The organism is Bacillus sp. FSL M8-0266 (assembly GCF_038613425.1).
In the GTDB taxonomy this organism is placed as follows: domain Bacteria; phylum Bacillota; class Bacilli; order Bacillales; family Bacillaceae; genus Bacillus; species Bacillus pumilus.
On record NZ_CP152015.1, the window covers coordinates 592,113 to 612,919 of the forward strand.

General features: G+C 40.9%; 26 protein-coding genes. 17 read left to right on the forward strand and 9 right to left on the reverse strand.

The genetic code is table 11. The features are described from left to right. Positions 1-5: 5 nt before the first annotated feature. The 4 genes from tsaE to tsaD are packed head-to-tail and all read left to right on the forward strand — an operon-like array spanning position 6 to position 2,627. Positions 6-482, forward strand: a complete 477-nt coding sequence (tsaE, locus tag MKY83_RS02940; RefSeq protein ID WP_081277219.1) for a tRNA (adenosine(37)-N6)-threonylcarbamoyltransferase complex ATPase subunit type 1 TsaE — start codon at positions 6-8, stop codon at positions 480-482. Continuing rightward, positions 463-1,152 carry a tRNA (adenosine(37)-N6)-threonylcarbamoyltransferase complex dimerization subunit type 1 TsaB gene (gene tsaB / locus MKY83_RS02945; RefSeq protein WP_065099112.1) on the forward strand — a complete coding sequence of 230 codons (690 nt, stop codon included), beginning with the start codon at positions 463-465 and terminating at the stop codon, positions 1,150-1,152. Before tsaE ends, tsaB begins: the two co-directional genes overlap by 20 nt. A gap of 25 nt (positions 1,153-1,177) precedes the next feature. Continuing rightward, entirely contained in the window at positions 1,178-1,606 is a 429-nt protein-coding gene (rimI, locus tag MKY83_RS02950; RefSeq protein ID WP_003214231.1) for a ribosomal protein S18-alanine N-acetyltransferase, read from the forward strand. Continuing rightward, positions 1,599-2,627 carry a tRNA (adenosine(37)-N6)-threonylcarbamoyltransferase complex transferase subunit TsaD gene (tsaD, locus tag MKY83_RS02955; RefSeq protein ID WP_065099113.1) on the forward strand — a complete coding sequence of 343 codons (1,029 nt, stop codon included), beginning with the start codon at positions 1,599-1,601 and terminating at the stop codon, positions 2,625-2,627. Before rimI ends, tsaD begins: the two co-directional genes overlap by 8 nt. 272 nt (positions 2,628-2,899) lie before the next feature. On the opposite strand, the gene MKY83_RS02960 is transcribed toward tsaD, so the two are convergent. Continuing rightward, entirely contained in the window at positions 2,900-4,822 is a 1,923-nt protein-coding gene (locus MKY83_RS02960; RefSeq protein ID WP_065099114.1) for an ABC-F family ATP-binding cassette domain-containing protein, read from the reverse strand. Between the two features lie 139 nt (positions 4,823-4,961). Between MKY83_RS02960 and moaC the strand changes: the two genes are divergently transcribed. From moaC to tatC, 4 genes are read left to right on the forward strand one after another with little or no spacing between them, the layout of a single operon-like run. Continuing rightward, the gene (gene moaC, locus MKY83_RS02965) at positions 4,962-5,453 is read left to right on the forward strand and encodes a cyclic pyranopterin monophosphate synthase MoaC (RefSeq protein WP_003214058.1); all 492 of its coding nucleotides are present in this window, start codon (positions 4,962-4,964) and stop codon (positions 5,451-5,453) included. Positions 5,454-5,468: 15 nt separating this feature from the next. Next, positions 5,469-6,122, forward strand: coding sequence for a redox-sensing transcriptional repressor Rex (locus tag MKY83_RS02970; protein ID WP_003214118.1), 654 nt, complete (start codon positions 5,469-5,471; stop codon positions 6,120-6,122). 27 nt (positions 6,123-6,149) lie between these two features. Further along, positions 6,150-6,329, forward strand: a complete 180-nt coding sequence (locus MKY83_RS02975) for a twin-arginine translocase TatA/TatE family subunit (RefSeq protein WP_003214302.1) — start codon at positions 6,150-6,152, stop codon at positions 6,327-6,329. A gap of 6 nt (positions 6,330-6,335) precedes the next feature. After that, entirely contained in the window at positions 6,336-7,094 is a 759-nt protein-coding gene (gene tatC / locus MKY83_RS02980) for a twin-arginine translocase subunit TatC (RefSeq protein WP_095117754.1), read from the forward strand. Positions 7,095-7,135: 41 nt separating this feature from the next. On the opposite strand, the gene MKY83_RS02985 is transcribed toward tatC, so the two are convergent. The 3 genes from MKY83_RS02985 to MKY83_RS02995 are packed head-to-tail and all read right to left on the reverse strand — an operon-like array spanning position 7,136 to position 8,744. Beyond that, positions 7,136-7,762, reverse strand: a complete 627-nt coding sequence (locus MKY83_RS02985; RefSeq protein ID WP_065099115.1) for an NUDIX domain-containing protein — start codon at positions 7,760-7,762, stop codon at positions 7,136-7,138. Positions 7,763-7,818: 56 nt separating this feature from the next. After that, complete coding sequence (locus MKY83_RS02990; RefSeq protein WP_003213897.1) at positions 7,819-8,013, reverse strand: YdiK family protein; 195 nt, start codon at positions 8,011-8,013, stop codon at positions 7,819-7,821. Further along, positions 8,010-8,744 carry a CPBP family intramembrane glutamic endopeptidase gene (locus tag MKY83_RS02995; protein ID WP_065099116.1) on the reverse strand — a complete coding sequence of 245 codons (735 nt, stop codon included), beginning with the start codon at positions 8,742-8,744 and terminating at the stop codon, positions 8,010-8,012. The genes MKY83_RS02990 and MKY83_RS02995 overlap by 4 nt, the downstream gene beginning before the upstream one ends. A 230-nt stretch (positions 8,745-8,974) precedes the next feature. On the opposite strand from MKY83_RS02995, the gene groES reads away from it, so the two are divergent. The 7 genes from groES (at position 8,975) to MKY83_RS03030 (ending at position 13,531) form a co-directional block, all read left to right on the forward strand. Beyond that, positions 8,975-9,259: a co-chaperone GroES gene (gene groES, locus MKY83_RS03000; RefSeq protein ID WP_342488125.1), complete on the forward strand. Its 285-nt coding sequence runs from the start codon at positions 8,975-8,977 to the stop codon at positions 9,257-9,259. Positions 9,260-9,314: 55 nt separating this feature from the next. Continuing rightward, on the forward strand, positions 9,315-10,949 hold the full coding sequence (groL, locus tag MKY83_RS03005) for a chaperonin GroEL (protein WP_065099117.1): 1,635 nt from the start codon (positions 9,315-9,317) through the stop codon (positions 10,947-10,949). Between the two features lie 122 nt (positions 10,950-11,071). Next, positions 11,072-11,203, forward strand: coding sequence for a hypothetical protein (locus tag MKY83_RS03010; RefSeq protein WP_258395145.1), 132 nt, complete (start codon positions 11,072-11,074; stop codon positions 11,201-11,203). A 116-nt stretch (positions 11,204-11,319) separates the two neighbouring features. Then, entirely contained in the window at positions 11,320-11,772 is a 453-nt protein-coding gene (locus MKY83_RS03015; RefSeq protein ID WP_044141446.1) for a MarR family transcriptional regulator, read from the forward strand. 22 nt (positions 11,773-11,794) lie between these two features. After that, the gene (locus tag MKY83_RS03020) at positions 11,795-12,313 is read left to right on the forward strand and encodes a GNAT family N-acetyltransferase (protein ID WP_065099118.1); all 519 of its coding nucleotides are present in this window, start codon (positions 11,795-11,797) and stop codon (positions 12,311-12,313) included. 20 nt (positions 12,314-12,333) lie between these two features. Further along, a complete protein-coding gene (locus MKY83_RS03025; RefSeq protein ID WP_065099119.1) occupies positions 12,334-12,945 on the forward strand; it encodes an FMN-binding negative transcriptional regulator in 612 nt (203 codons plus the stop codon). 169 nt (positions 12,946-13,114) lie between these two features. Further along, the gene (locus MKY83_RS03030; protein WP_065099120.1) at positions 13,115-13,531 is read left to right on the forward strand and encodes a hypothetical protein; all 417 of its coding nucleotides are present in this window, start codon (positions 13,115-13,117) and stop codon (positions 13,529-13,531) included. Between the two features lie 64 nt (positions 13,532-13,595). On the opposite strand, the gene MKY83_RS03035 is transcribed toward MKY83_RS03030, so the two are convergent. Beyond that, complete coding sequence (locus MKY83_RS03035; RefSeq protein WP_065099121.1) at positions 13,596-14,063, reverse strand: hypothetical protein; 468 nt, start codon at positions 14,061-14,063, stop codon at positions 13,596-13,598. A 319-nt stretch (positions 14,064-14,382) separates the two neighbouring features. Next, positions 14,383-15,057 (reverse strand): hypothetical protein, encoded by a 675-nt coding sequence (locus MKY83_RS03040; RefSeq protein ID WP_065099122.1) that lies wholly within the window; start codon positions 15,055-15,057, stop codon positions 14,383-14,385. Between the two features lie 212 nt (positions 15,058-15,269). Here MKY83_RS03040 and MKY83_RS03045 point away from each other — a divergent pair, with 212 nt between their 5' ends. Both MKY83_RS03045 and MKY83_RS03050 read left to right on the forward strand, forming a co-directional pair. Beyond that, positions 15,270-15,638 (forward strand): septal ring lytic transglycosylase RlpA family protein, encoded by a 369-nt coding sequence (locus MKY83_RS03045; RefSeq protein WP_044141453.1) that lies wholly within the window; start codon positions 15,270-15,272, stop codon positions 15,636-15,638. A gap of 73 nt (positions 15,639-15,711) precedes the next feature. Then, a complete protein-coding gene (locus MKY83_RS03050; RefSeq protein WP_065099123.1) occupies positions 15,712-16,761 on the forward strand; it encodes a hypothetical protein in 1,050 nt (349 codons plus the stop codon). Between the two features lie 216 nt (positions 16,762-16,977). On the opposite strand, the gene MKY83_RS03055 is transcribed toward MKY83_RS03050, so the two are convergent. From MKY83_RS03055 to gabP, 3 genes are all read right to left on the reverse strand, one after another. Beyond that, on the reverse strand, positions 16,978-17,352 hold the full coding sequence (locus MKY83_RS03055; RefSeq protein ID WP_065099124.1) for a carboxymuconolactone decarboxylase family protein: 375 nt from the start codon (positions 17,350-17,352) through the stop codon (positions 16,978-16,980). A gap of 288 nt (positions 17,353-17,640) precedes the next feature. Further along, the gene (locus MKY83_RS03060) at positions 17,641-19,170 is read right to left on the reverse strand and encodes a multicopper oxidase family protein (RefSeq protein ID WP_065099125.1); all 1,530 of its coding nucleotides are present in this window, start codon (positions 19,168-19,170) and stop codon (positions 17,641-17,643) included. Positions 19,171-19,267: 97 nt separating this feature from the next. Then, the gene (gene gabP / locus MKY83_RS03065) at positions 19,268-20,656 is read right to left on the reverse strand and encodes a GABA permease (RefSeq protein WP_065099126.1); all 1,389 of its coding nucleotides are present in this window, start codon (positions 20,654-20,656) and stop codon (positions 19,268-19,270) included. Positions 20,657-20,807: the final 151 nt, after the last annotated feature.

Sequence of the window (20,807 nt, forward strand, 5' to 3'; positions counted from 1 at the left end):
CAACTGTGAAATTAACATGGACGACAAAAGGTGCGGATGAGACGAAACGAATTGCCGCTGCTTTGGCCAAACTTGTGATGCCAGGCGATGTTTTGACATTAGAAGGGGATTTAGGCGCAGGCAAAACGACTTTTTCAAAAGGTTTTGCAGAAGGCTTAGGGATTACCCGTATCGTCAACAGCCCTACCTTTACGATCATTAAAGAATATACCGATGGCAGACTGCCACTTTATCATATGGACGTGTACCGCATGGAAGATGCGGAAGAAGATATCGGGCTCGAAGAATATTTTGAGGGTGAAGGTGTATGCTTGGTTGAGTGGGCACATCTCATTGGACCTCAATTGCCTTCCTCCTATTTGAAAATAGAAATGCTGAGAACAGAACGTGAAGAAGAACGTCATCTCACGTTTAGTGCAAAAGGGGAACGCTATGAGACCCTTTGTAAGGAGATGAAAGAATTTGACCATACTGGCAATTGATACGTCAAACCATACACTAGGAATTGCCCTTGTCAAAGATTCCACAGTGATTGGTGAGAGCATCACGTATTTAAAAAAGAACCATTCCGTCCGAGCGATGCCGACTGTTGAGGCATTGTTGAAAGAATGTGGTGTAGCGCCAAGTGAACTAAGTAAAATTGTTGTAGCAAAAGGACCTGGTTCCTACACTGGCGTCCGAATCGGTGTGACCATTGCAAAAACACTCGCATGGACGCTATCTATCCCGATATCGGCTGTTTCGAGTTTAGAAACACTTGCGGCAAATGGTCAATACTTTGACGGATGGGTCTCGCCACTATTCGATGCGAGAAGAGGACAAGTATATACTGGGCTATATACGTTTGAAGAAGGAAAGATCAAAGAGATCAAACCAGACCAAAATATCTTGCTCACGGATTGGCTTCATGAGCTGAAGCAAACAGGAAAGCCTGTCCTATTTCTTGGACAGGATGTGCATCTTCATGAGGAGAGCATTCGCTCCATTTTAGGAGAAACGGCTGTGATAGCGGAGGGAGCTTTTCATAACCCAAGACCTTCAATGCTTGCATTTTTAGCGGCAGATCGTCCTGCTGAAGATGTCCATCAGCTTGTTCCTAACTATATTCGTTTGGCAGAAGCGGAAGTGAAATGGCTTGAAGGACAAAAATAATCTCAACATAACAGAGATTCGAAAAATGACAGTAGCGGACATTCCAGAGGTGTATACGATTGAAGTGCATTCGTTTACTGCCCCTTGGAAAAAAGAATCATTTGTCTATGAGATTCTTCATAACCAGTACAGCCATTATTTTCTCATTGAAGAAGATGAGCAGCCTGTTGGATATTGCGGGGTCTGGATCGTCATGGACGATGCACAAATTACGAACATTGCGATTCTCCCTGAGCATAGAGGAAAGGGTTACGGGGAAGCGTTGCTGCGATATGTCATGGAATTTTGTAAAGAAAAAAAGACAGATCATCTTTCTTTAGAGGTGCGGGTTTCAAATACACCCGCACAATCCCTTTATGAAAAGCTTGGTTTCAGACCAGCTTCTATTCGAAAGAATTATTATACGGATAATGGGGAAGATGCATTGGTCATGTGGGTGAATATAAATGAATGAACAAACAGATCGATTCATATTAGGTATAGAGACAAGCTGTGATGAAACAGCTGCATCTATTGTGAAAAATGGGAAAGAAATTGTAGCGAATGTTGTCGCATCGCAAATAGAAAGCCATAAACGATTTGGCGGAGTTGTCCCAGAAATCGCTTCAAGGCATCACGTGGAGCAAGTCACCATCGTGTTAGAAGAAGTAATGGCACAGGCTAATATGAGCTTTCAGGATTTAGATGCCATTGCTGTCACAGAAGGACCAGGCTTAGTCGGTGCCCTTCTAATCGGTGTCAATGCAGCAAAGGCACTGAGCTTTGCTCATCAAATTCCTCTTGTTGGTGTACATCATATTGCGGGGCATATTTATGCAAACCAACTTGTAGATGAATTGGAGTTTCCATGTTTGGCTCTTGTCGTCTCTGGTGGACATACTGAGCTTGTACTAATGAAAGAGCACGGATCTTTTGAGGTTATCGGAGAAACATTAGATGATGCGGCTGGAGAAGCTTACGATAAAGTGGCCCGGACGATGGGTCTTCCGTATCCAGGCGGACCTCATATTGATCGGTTAGCACATGAAGGAGAGCCAACGATTAAGCTTCCACGTGCATGGCTTGAAGAAGGTTCCTATCACTTTAGCTTTAGTGGATTAAAATCAGCTGTTATTAACACACTACACAATGCATCTCAAAAAGGAGAAACAATTGCTCCAGAGAATTTGGCAGCAAGTTTTCAAGCAAGTGTCATTGAGGTGCTTGTTGGGAAAACATTAAAAGCGGCAGAGGCCTATGGCGTCAAGCAGGTTGTCCTAGCTGGTGGAGTCGCTGCCAATAAAGGACTGAGAGAAGCCTTAACGACAGCATTCACAAAGCTTCCTGACGTGAAGGTCATTATTCCACCATTATCTCTTTGTACAGACAATGCAGCCATGATCGCTGCTGCTGGAACCATTGCGTTTGAAAAAGGTATAAGAGGCGATATGGCGATGAATGGCCAGCCGGGCTTACCACTTGTCTCATATGAATGAAAACTCCTGTGGATACACAGGTTTTTTTCATTTTTAATGAAAGCGATTTATTCACAAGTAAACATGATATATCCACAATTGTTAGAAAATTTCGTTTTAAAATGAAGTGGATGTGCACAAATACGTTCTTTTATGTGGATATGTGATTAAATCTCTGTGGATAAAGTGGATAAGTCCGATTTTTAAAAGAATAATAAAGAAGTTATTGTGGATATTAATGTGGATAAGAAATCTTCACTAAAAAGAAAAAAGAGCACCCATTAGGGCACTCTTTACGATTCGGATAGCTCTTCCCACTCTGCGAAAAGGGATTCCAGCTCTTGATGAAGCGTATCATTTTCTGTTTGAATGTTTTGGACCTTCTCGTGATCTTGAAAAATAGCAGGATCACATAGAAGCTCTTCATTTTCACCAAGCTTCGCTTCAATGACAGCAATCCGTTCTTCAATTTCCTCGATTCTGCGCTGCTTTTGTCTTTCTTTCTTTTTCAGTTCTTTTTCTTCCGCATACGAAAGCTTTGCCGTTTCAACTGGCTTTGCTGCTTGTTTTTTCAGCGCCTCATTTTCTTGAATCGCTTCAAGCTCTAATTGTTCATTTTTCTTTTCAAGGTAGTAGTCATAATCACCGAGATACTCTTTTGTTTCTGAAGGTGACAGCTCGAATACTTTCGTTGCCAGACGGTTGATAAAATAACGGTCATGCGAGACAAATAAGATGGTTCCTGGATAATCAATCAGTGCATTTTCTAAAATTTCCTTACTATCTAAGTCCAAATGGTTTGTAGGCTCATCAAGTATCAGGAAATTGGCTTTTTGGAGCATCAGCTTTGCCAGGGCAAGGCGCGCTTTTTCTCCACCGCTTAATGCATGAACGGGCTTTAAGACGTCGTCACCGGAAAAGAGGAAGTTCCCTAAACATGTCCGAATTTCTTTTTCATTCATATGAGGATAGTCATCCCAAAGCTCATTGAGCACTTTTTTGGAGGATGTCAGTTTGGCTTGTTCTTGGTCATAGTAGCCGATTGTGACATGAGATCCAAAGGTGATGTCGCCTTTTACAGGCTTTAATGTGTTCGTTAACGTTTTTAAAAGGGTTGATTTTCCGATCCCATTAGGACCAATGAGTGCCACGCTATCCTCGCGTTTGATCTGAAAAGAAAGAGAGGATAGAAGCGGTGTTTTTTCATCATAACGAATGTCGAGATCATGTACCTTCAGCACATCATTGCCGCTTTGTCTCGTAATATCAAAATGAAAGTTTGCGGATTTTTCATCACCTAATGGCTTATCTATACGATCCATCCGTTCCAGTTGCTTGCGTCTGCTCTGAGCGCGCTTTGTGGTTGAGGCTCTTGCCAGGTTGCGATCTACGAAGTCTTGGAGCTTTGAGATTTCCTCTTGCTGCTTTTCGTAAAGCTTCATATCGCGCTCTAGCTGCTCAGCTTTCAGATCAAGATACTTACTATAGTTGCCTGCAAATTTTTTCATAGCAGTTCTTGAGACTTCATATACATGGTTCACCACTTTGTCTAAGAAGTAGCGGTCATGGGACACGATCAGAATGGCGCCTGTATAATTTTGCAAATACTGCTCCAGCCATGATAAGGTATCAATATCTAAATGGTTGGTCGGCTCGTCCAAAATTAAGAGTTCTGGTTTCATTAATAAGAGCTTTCCAAGCGCTAGACGGGTTTTCTGGCCGCCGCTTAAGGATTGAACGGTTGTCCCATCTTCAAAGTGACTAAAGCCGAGCCCATGAAGAATGGAGCGGACGTCTGCTTCGTATTGATAGCCGCCTTGATCTTTAAATTCCTGCTGTAGCCTGTCATAGGTTTTCATGAGGGAATCCAGCTCAGAACCTGTGGAGGAAGCCATTTTCTCCTCGATGGTTCTCATCTCTTGTTCCATCTTTTTTAAATGATCAAAAACCGATAATAATTCGTCTTTTAACGTACGTGTAGACGTCACATCGGTATGCTGTGCTAAATAGCCGATCGATAGGTCTTTTGGTTTGATGATCTCACCTTGCTCGTAAGACAATTGACCGGCAATGATTTTCAAAAGGGTGGATTTGCCTGCGCCGTTACGACCTACAATGGCAATCCGATCCCTTGCTTTGACTTCCAATTTTATATTCGTTAAAACGGTATCAGCACCAAACGATTTGGATAGCTGATTCACTTGTAGAATCATCATGTAACTTCACCTCTGCTATAATATGTTAAGTGTAGCTTATCAGCAGTAAACCGGCAAATGTTACATACAATCGCCATATTCAAATGAAAGACAGATAGGAAAAAATAGTGTATCATTTGAGTGAGGGAGCGTTGAAAAAATGAGTCAATTTAGCCACTTTAACGAACAGGGAAGAGCAAAGATGGTCGACATTAGTGACAAATCGTCTACTGTGAGAACCGCTGTTGCTGCTTCAAGTGTTCGTATGATAAAAGAAGTGTTTCATAAAATAGAGCAACGTGAAATTGGAAAAGGGGATGTGCTGTCTGTTGCACAGGTTGCTGGCATCATGGCAGCAAAGCAAACATCTACCATCATTCCAATGTGTCATCCGCTTGCACTAAAAGGCGTGGATATCTCCTTTGATTGGGAGGAAGACGGAAATGCGCACATTCTGAACATACAAGTACAGGTGAAAACAAAAGGAAGTACGGGTGTTGAGATGGAAGCGCTCACTTCTGCTTCAGTATGTGCACTGACCGTTTACGACATGTGCAAAGCGATTGATAAAGGCATGATCATCGGTCCTACCTATTTAATTGAAAAGACAGGTGGGAAAAACGGTGATTTTCACAGAGCATCTGATATTTAAGTTGGAGGACCTTATATGAATATAGATCAGTCAAAAATTCCACAAGCGACAGCCAAACGTTTGCCGCTATATTACCGTTTTTTAAAAAATCTGCATGCATCAGGAAAACAAAGGGTGTCATCAGCAGAGCTTAGTGATGCAGTCAAAGTGGATTCTGCTACCATTCGCCGAGATTTTTCATACTTTGGTGCACTTGGGAAGAAGGGGTATGGCTATAATGTCGATTACCTTTTGACCTTCTTCAGAAAGACACTTGACCAAGATGAAATGACCAATGTCATGCTCATCGGTGTCGGGAATTTAGGGACTGCATTTTTACACTATAATTTCATCAAAAACAATAATACAAAAATTTCGATGGCTTTTGACGTCAATGAGAGTAAAATAGGAAGTGAGATAGGCGGCGTGCCTGTCTATGATTTGGATAAGCTTGAAGAGCATGTTCAAGAGGTAGGGGATATACCTGTTGCTATTTTGACAGTACCTGCCGTAGCAGCTCAACCCATTACAGATCGTTTGATTGCCCTTGGCATCAAAGGGATCCTTAATTTTACGCCGGCTCGATTGAATGTGCCGGAACACATTCGAATTCATCATATAGATTTGGCGGTTGAACTTCAGTCACTTGTGTATTTCTTAAAGCATTACTCTGTTACACAGGAGGATTGACGAAAAGTGGTAAAGGGGGTGGAGCAAATGGGTCCGATCGGTCCTGGAAGTTTGGTTCTGATTGCGATTGTTGCGCTCATTATTTTTGGGCCGAAAAAGCTTCCTGAATTAGGAAGAGCAGCAGGAGATACATTACGTGAATTCAAAAATGCCACAAAAGGTTTAGCTGATGATCAGGAAGAAAAAAAGAAAAAAGAAGATCAGTAGAATAGGATGAGCTTCATGAATGTCAAAGATATGCCGCTTATGGAGCATATTGTGGAACTGCGAAAACGTTTAGTGATCATTGCGATGTTTTTTGTCGCCTTTATGGTGGCTGGTTTTTTTCTTGCTAAGCCGGTCATTGTGTATTTACAAAATACCGATGAAGCGGCCACACTGACACTGAATGCATTTAAGCTCACAGATCCGCTGTACGTGTTTATGCAGTTCGCATTTGTCATTGCTTTGGTTTTGACGTGTCCCGTGATTTTATATCAGCTTTGGGCGTTTGTGAGCCCCGGCTTATATGAAAAAGAAAGAAAGGTGACACTTGCTTATATTCCGATTGCACTGCTTTTATTTTTGAGCGGTGTGGCTTTCTCTTATTTTATTTTGTTTCCGTTTGTCGTTGATTTTATGATGCGAATGTCGAATGATTTAAATGTAGAGCAAGTCATTGGGATTCATGAGTATTTTACATTTCTGATGCAGTTAACACTTCCATTTGGCTTTTTGTTTCAGATGCCCGTTGTGTTGATGTTTCTCACAAGACTTGGCATCATCACACCGATGTTTTTATCAAAAATACGGAAGTATGCCTATTTTGTCCTCCTTGTCATTGCCGCACTCATTACACCACCAGAGCTTGTTTCTCACCTCATGGTCACCTTGCCGATGCTCGTTTTATACGAAGTGAGTATCGTCATTTCGAGAGTGACCTATCGCAAAATGCAGCAAACAGAGGAGAAAGAAAGTTATGATGTCACATAAAAAAAAGCATCGTGATCCGAATAAGGGTCACGATGCTTTTTCTATTGTGAAAGGAATTGATTGATCGCTTGAAATAGATGCTGATAATAGGCAGTCTCATGCGGGACAAAATCTTGTATACAGACTACTCTGCTTTTCTCACGTCGTTCTCCGAATTCATCAACTTCAAAGCCCTCCAGCTGCATGTTGTCACATTTTCTAGTGAAAAGCTGCTGTGCATCCATTAGTTTTGCTCTGTAAAGTCCAGCGACTTCTTCTTTTTGTAATTGAATGTTCATCTGCTCTTCTTGATGGACGTAAAGATAGGCATGGCAACATTCACGATCAGTCAAATCGGGTAGATGAATTTCATCCTGTATAACACCTGCAAAGGCTAGATCTTCAAAAGGGACAGTAAGACCAAGCTCTTCTTCTACCTCTCTCACACCGTCAGAAGGCTGTTCATTTGCTAGAAGGTGACCTGCTGCGGTGATATCAAACAGAGAAGGAAAATCCTTTTTTGCGGGACTTCTTAGCTGAAAATAGAGATATACGGTGTCATGTTCCTTTTTGAGAAGCCAGAAATGAAAGGTTTCATGCCAAAGGCCTCGGGTGTGGACATCTGAACGGGTTGTAACTCCAATCGTTTCATGCTGCTTATTTAAGATGTTCAGTTTTTCTTGTTCCATGAAAACTTGTCCTCCATAAAAAAACCATTTTCCAAGTGCGGAAAATGGTTTTTGATTTATTTTTGCTGCTGTTTTTTGAGTTTGACAGAGAAGGCAAACATTTTAAGCGCGATATTGATATTATAGGCCGCAAACACCATCAGCAAAATGCTGTAAAATGACCACATGTCACCTGGATTTTGAATGGCCATATAGGTGAAAGCCACACCTACGGCAAAATAAATGATGCCCCATACAACAGGGTTTCTCATGAGAAAAAGCCTCCAATAATCATTTGCATTGTTTGAGATTGTTCTTCAATCATTTTTCTTACTGGCTCAATCTGCACAAGAATAACGAGCGAATTCATCAGCATATGAGCACCGATTGGAACAATGATTCGTTTTGTTTTCGCATATAAAAAGGCAAAGGTAAAGCCCATTGCGGTATAAAGAAAGAAGTGGTCAAAATCAGAATGTGCAGCAGCGAAAAATACTGAACTAACAAGTGCCGCAATAAAAAAATTCGACCTTTCATAAATTACACCAAAAACGATTTTTCGGAAAATAATCTCCTCAAGTATCGGTCCAATTAGTGCAATAATAACAACCAGAAAAGGAAAAGCATCCATAATAGATAAGATATTTTGCGTGTTTTCTGACTCACGTCCAATGCCGAATGCATATTGTTCAATCATTCCTGCAATCGATTGAGTTAGAAGTGATAGAAAGAAACCGACAATGATCCAAGCGATTGCCGCGCCGACTGAAGCCGGTTCTTCATTTCGAAGTGAAGCTCTTGGCACAGTCCGAAGGATGAGCAGAATAATGATTAATCCGACACAGAAGCTGATGATTGTCCATGTACCTGACAATTTAGAGAGCTCTGCTTGTGTCATCGGTGTCTGAATGTAACCTAACCACTTCATAATGAACACATACGGAAACGCAGAAACCTGCACCAATATATACGTTAAGATGATGTACCAATATTGTTTTTTCAAGTAACGAAAACCCCTTTACTAAAAGAACTAGATTTATTGTAACACAAGTCTTCTTTTTCGATGAAAAGGAAAGAATCTGAGTTGAAAAAAGATCATGAAAGCGTAAAAATTTTTAAAGGTTTTTACTTGAAATTACAGAAGACATTCTTTATTATAATAAATGTGTTAGCACTCACTGGTGATGAGTGCTAAAAAAAGACTACATATAAAAATTGAGGAGGTTGTTTCTTATGTTAAAGCCATTAGGCGATCGCGTAATCATTGAACTCGTTGAATCTGAGGAAAAAACCGCTAGCGGTATTGTGTTACCGAATTCTGCAAAAGAAAAACCGCAAGAAGGTAAAATTGTTGCAGCAGGTTCAGGCCGTGTACTTGAAAGTGGTGAGCGCGTTGCGTTAGAAGTAAACACAGGCGACCGCATTATCTTCTCAAAATATGCAGGCACTGAAGTGAAATATGAAGGCAAAGAATATTTAATCCTTCGTGAGAGCGACATTTTAGCTGTTATTGGTTAATCACATAAAAAACATTGAGATACATTTTTAAAAAGACTGAGGAGGTTTCGTTATTATGGCAAAAGATATTAAGTTCAGTGAAGAAGCACGTCGCGCGATGCTACGTGGTGTAGATGCACTTGCAGATGCTGTAAAAGTAACTTTAGGACCTAAAGGACGTAACGTGGTTCTTGAGAAAAAATTCGGTTCTCCACTTATCACAAATGATGGTGTAACGATCGCAAAAGAAATCGAATTAGAAGATGCATTTGAAAACATGGGTGCAAAACTTGTGGCTGAAGTTGCAAGCAAAACAAACGACGTAGCTGGTGACGGTACAACGACTGCAACAGTTCTAGCTCAAGCGATGATCCGTGAAGGTCTTAAAAACGTAACAGCTGGTGCAAACCCTGTTGGCGTTCGTAAAGGGATCGAAGAAGCAGTGAAAGTAGCACTTGAAGGCTTGCACGAGATTTCTAAACCAATCGAAGGCAAAGAATCAATTGCTCAAGTTGCGTCTATTTCTGCAGCAGATGAAGAAGTTGGAAGCCTAATCGCTGAAGCAATGGAGCGTGTAGGTAACGACGGCGTGATCACAATCGAAGAATCTAAAGGATTCACAACTGAGCTTGAAGTGGTTGAAGGAATGCAGTTTGACCGCGGATATGCTTCACCATACATGGTGACGGATTCTGATAAGATGGAAGCGGTTCTTGAAAATCCTTACATCTTAATCACTGATAAAAAAATCACAAACATTCAAGAAATCCTTCCTGTACTTGAGCAAGTTGTACAACAAGGAAAACCATTATTGCTCATTGCTGAAGATGTAGAAGGCGAAGCACTTGCAACACTTGTTGTGAACAAACTTCGTGGAACATTCAACGCAGTGGCAGTAAAAGCACCTGGATTCGGTGATCGTCGTAAAGCAATGCTTGAAGATATCTCTGTTCTAACTGGCGGAGAGTTAATCACAGAAGATCTAGGACTTGACCTGAAATCAACTGAAATCGGTCAGCTTGGCCGCGCTTCTAAAGTCGTTGTGACAAAAGAAAACACAACCATCGTAGAAGGTTCAGGAGATTCTGCTCAAATCTCAGCACGTGTGAACCAAATCCGTGCACAAGTAGAAGAAACAACTTCTGAATTCGATAAAGAAAAATTACAAGAACGTCTTGCAAAACTAGCTGGTGGCGTCGCTGTCATCAAAGTTGGTGCTGCAACTGAAACAGAACTAAAAGAGCGTAAACTACGCATCGAGGATGCACTCAACTCAACTCGTGCAGCAGTTGAAGAAGGTATCGTATCCGGTGGTGGTACAGCACTTGTGAATGTATACAAAAAAGTCGCTTCAATCAAAGCTGATGGTGACGTTCAAACAGGTGTAAACATCGTTCTACGTTCTCTTGAAGAGCCAATCCGCCAAATCGCTCACAACGCAGGTCTTGAAGGATCAGTCATCGTTGAGCGCTTGAAAAACGAAGAAATTGGCGTAGGCTTCAACGCAGCAACAAACGAATGGGTAAACATGATCGAAAAAGGAATCGTTGACCCAACAAAAGTAACTCGCTCTGCACTTCAAAACGCAGCTTCTGTTGCAGCAATGCTTCTAACAACTGAAGCAGTCGTTGCTGACAAACCAGAAGAAGGCGGCTCAGGCGGCGGAATGCCGGATATGGGCGGCATGGGCGGAATGGGTGGCATGATGTAACACCCTCGAAAACCCCTTGAAATATAGGGGTTTTTGTTTTGTCTTCATGAATTTGGTCACGATTTCTGATGAACTGAAACCTTCACCGCCTCTCATTCGTTAACATAAGAGATAATGATTTTATGAATCTTTACCTAAAATATGATTATAAAAAGAAAAGCGGTGATCGTATGGGCTTGACGACTTGGGTGGCGATTATTGTTGCACTGGCCGTCGTGTTTGGATTGTTTGGATCGAAGAAGCGTGATAAATAAGAGGTTGCAACCCACTTCTACAGAGGAAGTGGGTTTTTTTATTGCAAATACAACATTAATGAACTATACTAATTTTAATGATTTATTGTAAATGCAACAAAAAGGAGTCGTGATAAATGAAAGAGATTTTACGAGAAATCGGCGTGATTGCTCGGGCGCTTGATTCCATTAGTAATATTGAATTTAAAGAGTACGATTTAACGAAGGGGCAGTATTTGTATCTTGTGCGTATTTGTGAGGAGCCGGGCATCATTCAGGAAAAGCTAGCGGAAATGATCAAGGTGGATCGAACAACGGCTGCCCGTGCTATCAAAAAACTAGAGCTTCATGGTTTTATTGAGAAGAAAGATGACCCGGTGAATAAAAAAATCAAAAAGCTGTGTCCAACCGATAAAGGGAAAGCCATATATCCACTGATCAAACGAGAACATGATTACTCGAATCAAGTAGCGCTGGATGGATTTTCTGAAGAGGAAGTGGAACAGATAAATGAGTATCTCATCAGGGTGAGACAAAATATCGAAAAAGATTGGGATTATGTGAAAAAAGGAAATAAGAGACGCTACTAAATGATGAGGAGTGATGACTTCAATGACCGTTACTTTTATTCCGTGTAATGATCAGCATGTAAAAGAGCTGCAAAAAGTCGGCAGCGACACGTTTAAAGAAACCTTTCAGGATCCAAACGAAGCCGAAAATATCGATGCTTACGTAAAGACAGCCTTTCATCCAAACCAGCTGTTAAAAGAATTACATCATCCATTTTCACAGTTCTATTTTGTTCAAGTGAATGGCGAAGTTGCTGGTTATTTGAAGGTCAATATGGAGGATGCGCAGTCAGAAGAGATGGGAAGTGAAGCGTTAGAGATTGAAAGAATTTATATCAAGCAGTCCTTTCAAAAACAAGGATTAGGCCGATATTTAATCAATCAAGCCTTTGAGATCGCGAAGAAATATCATAAACGTGATGTTTGGCTTGGGGTGTGGGAGCACAACAAAGCGGCCATCGCATTTTATCAAAAGCTTGGGTTTGTTCAAACAGGGGTGCACGCCTTCCTTTTGGGAGACGAAGAACAATTGGACCTCATTATGACCAAAACACTTAGCTGATCAAAAAGGGGGAAGGGAACATGCATATTCCATCATTTTTTCAAGTGAAAGATATGGAGGAAGTAAAAGCATTTATTCAATCACATTCATTTGCAACAGTTGTGACCACGATGGATGGAAAGCCCATTGCGACACATATCCCAGTGAGTTTTCTTCAAATTGAAGATTCGTTTGTGATCTCAGGGCATATGGCCATTGGGAATCCTCAGTGGAAAACGTTTGAAGAGAATGAGCAGGTGCTTGTGATTTTTCAAGGGCCGCATGCCTACATATCCTCTTCATGGTATGAAAAAGAAGCAGTACCGACATGGAATTACCAAGCTGTTCATGTTTATGGAAAGGCTAAACTGCTTGAAAAATCGGAACTGGTCAAAGAATTAACAACGATGCTGGAGACATACGAAAGCCATAGAGAACAACCAGTGTTATGGCATACGTTGTCTGATGAACTGTTAGAGAAACAAATGAAAGGCATTGTAGGCTTTAAAATCATCATTGATGAAGTTCAGGCTGCTTTTAAATTAAGCCAAAATCGCCATGAAAGGGATTATGCTCACATTATTGAAAAGTTGGAAGCAGAGGGAGAAGTGGAAATGGCTAAGGCGATGAAAGAGAAGGTAAAGGACGTATGAGAAAAGCACTCTTATGATCAAGAGTGTTTTTTTGTTTTGAGAGATATGAGATACCTTGGTTTATAATGTCACATTTTCTTTAAAATTACATAAAAAAATCCACTATTTCCATAAAAGATCAGATCAATTCCTTATAATAAAAGTATCTGAGAATGGGGAGTGAGTCGAAATGGACCAAAACTTGCTGCAAATGAATCGAGTGAGATCAGAGGGTGAATTAGCTGTTGTGAATATATCTTCTACAGAAATTGGGGCGCTGTCAAAGGAAGCGGCTGAGCGGATTTTACAAACGAAGGATACGGATATTATTCATCAACTGATGTATGTTCCGATTGAAAAGAAAGCAGATTTGAAGTGGCTGATTCAAAGTGTTGGACAGGCGTTAGAAGATGAGGATGACGATAACGTTGCACTTGAATTGGCTGATTTGCTCTATTTCTTTGTCATTCCATTTTATAAGGAGTATATTTTGAGGGAACACCATTTGTATGAGTGTATCGATGATTTGTTGGTACGATTAGCATCGTGGGCTCACTCAGATATTCACACACTGGTCGATGCGATGAGAGATGATTTGTCTGTATAAACTTGAAAAAAGCTTGTAGAGCGATCAATCCTCTACAAGCTTTTTTATCGTAAAAAATCATAAATTACTGGGCTCTTTCCCAAGTGATTTTTGTTTCATTTGTTTTTTTCGTTCCCTTTGCCAGCACTTTGCCGTTTTCTTGTTTCACGGTGATGTTTAGGTCGTAAAAAGAATACAGAGCACCAAGGCTGTCATTTTCCGGTTTGTGCAGGTTGTTTTCTTTTTCAGTTGAAGCTCCAATGGCCAGTGTCTTGGCAAAGTTTAAACCGATGACTTCAGCGTAATCACTATTGGTGTCAGAGGAAGCGATCACGTTTAATGAAATGACTTTTTTCTTTTGATCAACGGTAATCGCTGTGTCTTTTATGAGTTTAGACTGTTCCATGACTTCTTTCGTTTCTTTTTGAATGCGTTCATTGATCGTTGGAAGTGCCTTCGTTTCTGTTTTTTGTTCGTTTGTCGTATTTGAGCAAGCTGCTAGCATGAAGAGACTTGCAACTAGGCTCATGAAAACAAGTAGACTTTTTTTCACGTTCGTTCTCCTTTTTTCTTCGAAGTATGTATGTTTATGTTACCACGAATCCTTGTTTTGATTAAAAGAGAAGTGTTGATAAGCTGTGAACAATAAAAAGCACCCAAAAAGGGCGCTTCAGCGTGTAGACAAACCTTCGCATTCGTTGTCAGGTCTGCGCTCCGGTGCTCACGAATGTCAAATTCGCTCCGCTCCGATGCTCGTCCTTCCTAGACTTCAAAGGTTTTCTATCACGCTGAAAAGAAGACAAAGGGCTAAAATAAAGATCATTTTAGCCCTTTGTCAACAATCTGAAGCACCCAAAAAGGGCGCTTTTTTCTTATTGTGCTGAAAGGCTTGTACTTAATGGAACAGAAGAAATGACGGTGAATTTAGGAGCCGCAGCACCTGATTCTAAATTTTTACGTAAAAGCGATGATTTGATGGACCCATCCCATTTTTTATAGACGCTTCCTGATGTATCTGCACGAAGCTGTACATTCGAGAAGCTTGCTTGTGTGTAGCTGTTTGCTCCATTATCCTGAACACCGTGTACCATTTTGACAACATCAAAGTTTTTCAGACGGCTAGGGTTGAAAACAGGCTGTTTGTAACGCAATTTCCCATTGACATATAGTGACACCGTGCCATCACCATTGTTGATGAGCTTTAAGTTGACACGTGCGCCATCCTTAATGTTCGTATCGTATTCACTGTTCCAGTATTGACTGCCGCCTTGTGAGCCACTGCCAAGAAAGACCTTATAGCCAGAAGACGTTTTTGAAATACCGCTCTCTATAACGGCAGAACCAAGACCGAGATACCAGTCAGCATATCCATTTTTAATCGTCGCTGTTTTCGGAAGCACAATATCAGCAGAGATACCTGACCATTTGGCCTCATCCGTTTGTGTCACAATCGCACCGTGACGGGGACCAGCTGCTGAGGCAGGTAGACTTGAAAGCATCAAAACGAAGGCCAAACTCACACTCAAAACAATGAACCACTTTTTCATAAAAATTCCTCCTTATATTGGATTCACTTTTATTATATACAATGAAAGAGAGGGGCTACTTACATTGTTCTGGCTGATTTTGGTATTTTTTGTGAACAAAATCGGTCATAAAAAAGTGGTCAACTTGTATTCGAATTGTAATGTGACTGTAAAATAATTGGGGGCATCTTCATGTATAATAAGTGCAGAAACCAAATACGGAGGATTTTTTAATGAATAAAAAGCTTATCGCGACAATCGTAACAGTAGCTAGTTTATTTTTGGCGTTTAGTTTCTCACATGGAGCAAGTGCAAAAAAAGTAAGCGGCAATATTACTTGGTATAATGGTGTCGGTAAAAAAGGCGCAGATGGAAAAAAACTCGGTCATTGGGATGCAGCAACTAAAATGGGATTTGACGTACCAAAAAAAGGTACAAAACTAAGAGTGACAACAAAAGCGAAACCACATAAAGTGATTACAGTATATAAATATGATGTAGGTAGAATGCCAAACGCTGTATTAGACGTCAGCCCAAAAGCATTCAAAGCACTAGGGTTTAAAACAAGTAAAGGTGTCGTAAAAGGACATTACACTTATTAATACATAGGCATGCAAAGAAGCGGGAAAAGTTCATTTTCTGGCTTCTTTTCTTGTAGAGAGGGTCTGAAAGGCAATGAAAAAATCAACATGGTGGATCATCACGGCCATCGGAGTCGCAGTGATTGCGGCCATCATTTTCTTTATGATGAAGCCGGGGCAAGAGCCGAAGCATGCGGTAAAAGTGAAAACAAATCAGGATGCAAAAGACGAATTACTCGTTTCATTTACAGATCAACAGTTAAACAATACGTATTACTTGCATGACCGGGCGCTTCATACGGAGAAACTGACAGCCTATCCTTCGATTGCTTATGATTCTACGAAACAGCTTTTATATTACACGTATACGGATGAAGACACGCAAAAAGTGAGTATTCGAGAACTGAATGTAAAAACGGATGAAGAAAAAACGCTATTTACGAGTGAAGATTCCATCGACAGTATGAGGCTGTCTGGAGACGGGGAACAGTTATATCTTAGGTATAATAAGGATTCTGGGGAACAATTTTATGTCGCTATGTTTGATGTAAATACACACAAAGTGAAGGTATTGTATCCAGAGAAAAGTAAGGATGACACGGTAAGTTCTTTTGCATATGATCCGGCGTCAAACCTTCTGGCAATCCAGCATTATTCCTTAAAAGAAGATTACAAGAAAACCGATGAAGCGAATGAAAAGGGAAGAGACCCTGAACCAACGACCATGAAGATCACCGTTCAAACAGGCACGAAGGGGAAGCGAATTGCACGTATCTCGCAAACGATTAATGATATTTCATTTTCACCAGATCATAAGACATTGATTTATACAGAAGTGAAGGTGCGAAACGAAAAAGAAGTAGCCTCTATTAAAATGCTTGATGTAGAAACAGGAAAACAGGCGACACTCGTTAAGAACAGTAAGGATGTGCATATTTTAAGTGCCGCACAGCCGCAATTTTCTACGGATGGGTCTTCTGTTTATTTCTTAGGTGTTGCTAAAAACGCAAAGGAATTAAAGGATGACACCGGACGAAAAGCAAAGGTAAGAACGATATTTGAATACAATATCAAGAAGAAAACAGTGGAAGCCGTTTGGGAGAAGGATGGCGGGATTGTTAACAATTTCACTGTCAATCGATAAAGGGTACGTTCAGTTATTTTTATATAACTGGACGTTTTTTTATTTTGCCGTTTGACATGTTGCAGAAATTAAGGAATTTATGTAAGGGGAATCAGTTTTTAAGGTGGGAAACGTGCGGTATTTTCATATTTTGCTTAAGTGACAGAGGAAAAGAAAGAGAGTAATATGAGTGGACATAAAAAAACGAGAGGACAGATGCTTCTCGTTTTCTCTGATTTATTTGGTGTTATTGTCTAATAAGTTTTGAAAGATAAACAGGGCATTAATGGAGTGAGGGAATCCAGCAACTTTTGTACAGTGCTTAATAATCTCCATGATCTCTATGACAGAAAGTCCGATATGTAATGCTTGTTCAAAATGAGTCTTTAATTCTTCATCATTATCGCCTTTTGTGATGAGGGCAGATAATGTGCTAATGGCCTTTTGTTTTTCATCTAAAATGAAGTGGTTGAATTCTTTTTGTTCACCGAGTTCAATTGTTAGCTGTTCAATATTTGACAGAATGCTCTCGTTTTCCTGAATTGAAAGCTTCTCTATGTTACCTGCCGCTGTTTCTTGTGTGATCTGGCAAGTCTCTTTTTCTTCATTCAAATTGAACTCCTCCGTTTTTTATCGCAATTTTCCATTTGTTCGTTCATTGTGGCTTATGTGCCTTTTGATAGATGCAATGGGTATATAGTAGTATTATCGGTTTGCTGCTCCAAATTTTTAAGTGTTGAATGTACAAATAAATGTCATTTCAAGTCATGCATTGTTTTATTTTAGAATGATTCAATGAAAAGGAAGGAAAGGGCTAATATATCGCTGTCTGTTAGCCCTTCCCAATGATGTACTCAATACATGTGTTTACGCATGTGACGGGAGATCGGTTTCATGTTACTAAATAATATCCATCGGCCGCATCATGTCATAATCCTCGTGCTCTAATATATGACAATGCCACACATACCTGCCGCTGTATGGAACAAAGCGAGCGATGATCCGAATGACTTCACCGGCATGCGCTTGAATGGTGTCCTTGTAGCCTTGTTCATGTAAAGGAGGTGCTTCGTTTGGTCCTGTATACACAATGTCCCCTGTCGATTGATAGACCTCTGTATCAAATGGTCTTCTGTCTATCACTCTGAATTGAACAAGGTGTAAATGAATAGGATGTGTGACCCTTGTTGGATTGACGATGGACCAAACCTCTACACTGCCAAGCCGAGGATTTTCCGTGACAGGGTCATTCCAAAAATGGTTATCGAGCAATAAAATGGGGCGACCGTATTTATCCTGTGTACCGGTAAGAGTGAGCGTACGCTCTTTATCAGCTCGACTAGGTCGAAGTGGTGGGAGCGGTTTGAAGATAGGCCGTAATGTTTTAGGTGCTCTACCTTTTAGCGGCCGTGTGACTTTAAATTGCATGATGTTGGCATCTGTTTCAGGATTCACTTCCTGTCCGCAGCCAGCTTTATTTTTTAGGATGATCGTTTTGTTTTCGTAAGCTGAAAAATCGATGATGACATCAAATCGCTCAGCAGGAGCAATGCTAAAGGATTGATGGTGAACAGGTCTTGGCAAAAAGCCGCCATCAGATCCAATTTGCAAAATCGTCGCATCGTTGTCTAGATGCAGCTCGTAAGTTCTTGTATTGGACGCATTTAAAATACGAAAACGGTATTTTCGCGGCTCTACTTCTAAATACGGCCATACTTTTCCATTGACCAAAATGGTTTCTCCGCAAAAGAAGGGCACGATGGACGGATCTGGTATGTCACTGTCTTCTGGCGTGTTGTTTGGTCTGCTTGGATAAAACAGTGCGCCATCCTCCTGAAACGTACGGTCCATGATCATTAGCGGAATATCATACTCACCCTTCGGTAATTCTAGTGATTTTTCAAACGCATCTGAAATCAAATAAAATCCAGCTAATCCGGCGTACACATTTAATCGTGTCAATGCCATCGCATGATCGTGATACCACAATGTGCAGGCTTGCTGATGATTTGGGTATTCGTACACCTCTCGTTCAAAGAAGGGGCCGGTTGCTTCAAAGTCTCGTGAAAACCAAGCCTCTGGATAGCCGTCACTGCTTGCTGGTGTGACGCCGCCATGTAAATGAACGACGGTTTTGACTTCTGGTTCATCATGATGGCCTTCGTGAATGGTGTGATCGACCGGTAGAAAATGCTTAAGTGGCAATTTGTTCATCCATTTCACTTTGACTTTTTCATTTCGATTCGCATGAATGGTTGGACCAGGCAAACTGCCATTATAGGTCCATAGCTTGGTTGGGGGCAGGTCTCTATGAACTTTTAGAAATACCTCCTCCATAGCGATTTCATAATACGTTTGTTTTGGGTTCTTTTTGACGGGCTCCGCAATTTCTGGAATTGGCAGCTCGTCAACAAATTTTTCTAGGTTCATGTTATCTAATCCTCACTTAAAATCCAATTTGATACAGTATAAGTGCGGACATCAAAATAGGTGAATAAAATAAAAAACCCGCTTTTCAGCGGGAACTTTACGGATGTTTATTTTCAAGCGCTGCATTTGCAGGCACTTTTTTATTCGGTTTAAAGATGAAATAAGCGGCAAGCACACCGAAGGTAATGATACTCGTCAAAATGAGCTGCGGTCTCATTGATTCGATAAACAGCATCGATACCAAGATGGCGCAAATGATCAAAATGGTAAAGTACGTGAGATATGGGAACAGCCACATTTTGATTTTGAGCTGTTCTGGATTTTCTTTTTCGATTTTACGGCGCATTCTTAATTGTGAAACAGCAATGACCAAATAGACAAGAAGGGCAATGGCGCCGGATGCGTTGACTAAGAACAAAAAGATGGTTTCAGGATAAAAGTAGTTCATCATGACGGCAATGTAGGAAAAGAAGGTGCCTGCGACTGTAGCCGCTACAGGAACACCACGTTTGCTGATTTTCATAAAGCGTTTCGGTGCTTCACCTCTTTCAGCCAATGAATAAAGCATTCTGGACGTTGTGTACAATCCGGAGTTTAAGCAAGATAGAACGGCTGTTAAAACAATGACGTTCATCACTTGAGCAGCTGATGGAACGCCGATGTATTCTAATACCGCAACGAACGGGCTTGTTAAAATATTCGCTGAATTCCATGGAAGCAAGGTCACAACGACAGCGATGGAACCGACGTAGAATATGATAATACGCCATACAACAGAACGTGTAGCTGTTGTCACAGACTTGACCGGGTCTGCTGATTCTCCGGCAGCTATTGCCACAATCTCGGTTCCCATGAAGGAAAAGATGACGACGACAATTCCGAGTAAAACAGAGCTGAATCCATTTGGAAGGAAACCGCCGTTCCCCGTTAAATTGGCAAGACCTACAGTATGATGACCACCAAAACCAAAGATAAATGCAAAACCGATGAGTAGAAAGAGAATAATGCTGACGACTTTTATTAATGAGAACCAATATTCAAATTCGCCAAAAGATTTAACAGAAAAGATATTTGTTAATGTTAAGAGGATAGTGAGGATAAGACTTGTGAGCCAAACAGGTGCATCTCCATACCAATACTGAATAATGGCAGCACCAGCAATGGCTTCGATGGCGATGACAATCACCCAGAAGAACCAATAAAGCCAGCCAATTGTAAAACCGGCCCATGGACCGATGGCATCGCTCGCATACTGTGAGAAGGAACCGCTTGTCGGATAGGCGCATGCCATTTCTCCAAGCATTCTCATAATAAAGATCACGAGAAGTCCGGCAAAAGAATAGGAAAGAATGGATCCAGGTCCTGCAGAATGAATGACAGCGCCGCTACCAACAAATAGCCCTGCGCCAATAACCCCAGCAATGGAGATCATTGAAATATGTCTTGTTTTAAGATTTTTTTGAAGACCGTTTGTCATGTTGGACATGTCTTTACCTCCAAACATTTCTCTTCATAGAGAATTTGTTTTTAGAATATTTTAAATTTTATCATACTGAATTGTCATTCAGCATTGGACAGGTTATCAAACTGACATTTCAAACCTCTTAACATGATGTTAAAAAGTATAAAGGATTTGA

Coding starts and splice junctions, on each gene's coding strand:
- MKY83_RS03030 (WP_065099120.1), top strand. CDS start 13,115: ATGGACCAAAACTTGCTGCAAATGAATCGAGTGAGATCAGAGGGTGAA.
- MKY83_RS03050 (WP_065099123.1), top strand. CDS start 15,712: ATGAAAAAATCAACATGGTGGATCATCACGGCCATCGGAGTCGCAGTG.
- MKY83_RS02975 (WP_003214302.1), top strand. CDS start 6,150: ATGGGTCCGATCGGTCCTGGAAGTTTGGTTCTGATTGCGATTGTTGCG.
- MKY83_RS02990 (WP_003213897.1), bottom strand. CDS start 8,013: ATGAGAAACCCTGTTGTATGGGGCATCATTTATTTTGCCGTAGGTGTG.
- moaC (WP_003214058.1), top strand. CDS start 4,962: ATGAGTCAATTTAGCCACTTTAACGAACAGGGAAGAGCAAAGATGGTC.
- MKY83_RS02960 (WP_065099114.1), bottom strand. CDS start 4,822: ATGATGATTCTACAAGTGAATCAGCTATCCAAATCGTTTGGTGCTGAT.
- gabP (WP_065099126.1), bottom strand. CDS start 20,656: ATGTCCAACATGACAAACGGTCTTCAAAAAAATCTTAAAACAAGACAT.
- MKY83_RS02970 (WP_003214118.1), top strand. CDS start 5,469: ATGAATATAGATCAGTCAAAAATTCCACAAGCGACAGCCAAACGTTTG.
- MKY83_RS03010 (WP_258395145.1), top strand. CDS start 11,072: ATGAATCTTTACCTAAAATATGATTATAAAAAGAAAAGCGGTGATCGT.
- MKY83_RS03040 (WP_065099122.1), bottom strand. CDS start 15,057: ATGAAAAAGTGGTTCATTGTTTTGAGTGTGAGTTTGGCCTTCGTTTTG.
- MKY83_RS03015 (WP_044141446.1), top strand. CDS start 11,320: ATGAAAGAGATTTTACGAGAAATCGGCGTGATTGCTCGGGCGCTTGAT.
- tatC (WP_095117754.1), top strand. CDS start 6,336: ATGAGCTTCATGAATGTCAAAGATATGCCGCTTATGGAGCATATTGTG.
- MKY83_RS03060 (WP_065099125.1), bottom strand. CDS start 19,170: ATGAACCTAGAAAAATTTGTTGACGAGCTGCCAATTCCAGAAATTGCG.
- MKY83_RS03020 (WP_065099118.1), top strand. CDS start 11,795: ATGACCGTTACTTTTATTCCGTGTAATGATCAGCATGTAAAAGAGCTG.
- MKY83_RS03045 (WP_044141453.1), top strand. CDS start 15,270: ATGAATAAAAAGCTTATCGCGACAATCGTAACAGTAGCTAGTTTATTT.
- MKY83_RS03025 (WP_065099119.1), top strand. CDS start 12,334: ATGCATATTCCATCATTTTTTCAAGTGAAAGATATGGAGGAAGTAAAA.
- groL (WP_065099117.1), top strand. CDS start 9,315: ATGGCAAAAGATATTAAGTTCAGTGAAGAAGCACGTCGCGCGATGCTA.
- groES (WP_342488125.1), top strand. CDS start 8,975: ATGTTAAAGCCATTAGGCGATCGCGTAATCATTGAACTCGTTGAATCT.
- tsaD (WP_065099113.1), top strand. CDS start 1,599: ATGAATGAACAAACAGATCGATTCATATTAGGTATAGAGACAAGCTGT.
- rimI (WP_003214231.1), top strand. CDS start 1,178: ATGACAGTAGCGGACATTCCAGAGGTGTATACGATTGAAGTGCATTCG.
- MKY83_RS02985 (WP_065099115.1), bottom strand. CDS start 7,762: ATGGAACAAGAAAAACTGAACATCTTAAATAAGCAGCATGAAACGATT.